This is a genomic window from uncultured Limnohabitans sp., from assembly GCF_937889215.1.
Taxonomy (GTDB): domain Bacteria; phylum Pseudomonadota; class Gammaproteobacteria; order Burkholderiales; family Burkholderiaceae_C; genus Limnohabitans_A.
This window is the reverse complement of record NZ_CALBEX010000256.1, coordinates 1-1,275: the sequence shown is the minus strand read 5'-3', so window position 1 is coordinate 1,275 and position 1,275 is coordinate 1. Positions and strand designations below refer to the sequence as shown.

The window sequence follows — 1,275 nt, the reverse complement described above, 5'->3', positions numbered from 1 at the left end:
GCATGGCTTTGACGGTGGCAGGCGAGACCATCTCGGCCGGGAACAATTTCAGGCCGTGTGCACCTGCATCGAGTGCGGCAAAGGCCTCGGTGGGCGTGGCCACGCCGGGCAGCACCACCATGTTCAGCGCCAGGGCCTGCGCCACCACGGCGGGGTTGAAGTTGGGGGCCACGACCAGGCGGCCGCCTGCCGCTTGAACATCTTTGACTTGCTGCGCATTCAGCACCGTGCCTGCGCCGATCAGGGTTTGCGGGAACAGTTTTGTCAGGGTGGCGATGCTCTGCAAAGGCTCAGGCGAGTTGAGCGGCACCTCGATGATGGCAAAGCCGCTGCTGACCAGCGCCTCGCCAATGGTGGGTGCTTCAGCGGGCGTGAGGCCGCGCAGGATGGCGATCAAGGGAAGCTGGGCCATGGCTTGCGCCAGGGTTTGAGCGGGGTTTGTGGTCAGTGTCATGGTAGGGTATTTGTGAATGTTTCAGGGCGTTTACCACACCGATCGCCCAAGGGGTGGTGATTTGTGAAGCTCAGCATGCCGATGCCAGCGCAAACAAGCCCGCCCAAGTGGCTGCGGCCCCTTGGCTTTGACAGGGGATGCGCAGGTGCTGCAGGGCCAGGGTGTAGCGCAGGGTCAGGGCTTCGTTGCCGATCAAAATCACCGGTTCGGTGTGGGTTGCCGCGGCCTGGTGGCGCAGCTCTTCGCCGATCAGCAGGCCCGACAAATAACTGGGCAATTGGGCTGCGCTTAGGCGTTCAAACAAGCCGAGTGTGCGCACCGCAAAGAGGTGGTGCAGTGCACTGCCGCTTTGCTGGCTTTGGTCCACGCCTTGCAAAAAAACCGCTTCGTCAAAAGCGCCCTGCAGGTCCATCGTTTTGCCCAAAATCGAGTGCTGGCTCATCAGCGCAAACACCTCGCCGGTCATGAAGGTCTGGAACTGCGTCACACGCCCGCTCTGCACCTGCACCCATTTGCTGTGTGTGCCGGGAAGCACCATCGTGGCGTTGTCGCGGCCCGCCATGTGCAGGGCCCCAAAAATTTGCACCTCTTCGCCGCGCATCACGTCGGGGGTGTGCAAAGTATCCCCGCCAAGACAGCTCAGGCCCGGTACCAACGCGATGCGCCCGGGCTGCAGCCACAGCAGGTGCTGGCCCAACTCGGCAAAGCCTGCGGGACAGGGGCAGTAGGGCGCTTCTTGCCATCCTTGGCGGCTGCCCGCCATGCCCGAGATCAGGCAGAGCGTTCCCGGCGCTTGCAGCCAGTCGCCAAAAAGTTCTTGG

2 protein-coding genes are annotated in these 1,275 nt (G+C 62.9%); both read right to left on the bottom strand.

Annotation, left to right across the window (positions count from 1 at the left end):
* Positions 1-454, bottom strand: a 454-nt coding sequence (locus Q0341_RS06505; protein ID WP_299511331.1) for a 2-dehydro-3-deoxy-6-phosphogalactonate aldolase, incomplete at its 3' end; no start/stop codon positions are given.
* 70 nt (positions 455-524) lie between these two features.
* On the bottom strand, positions 525-1,275 hold a 751-nt coding region (locus Q0341_RS06500; protein WP_299511330.1), incomplete at its 5' end, for a 2-dehydro-3-deoxygalactonokinase.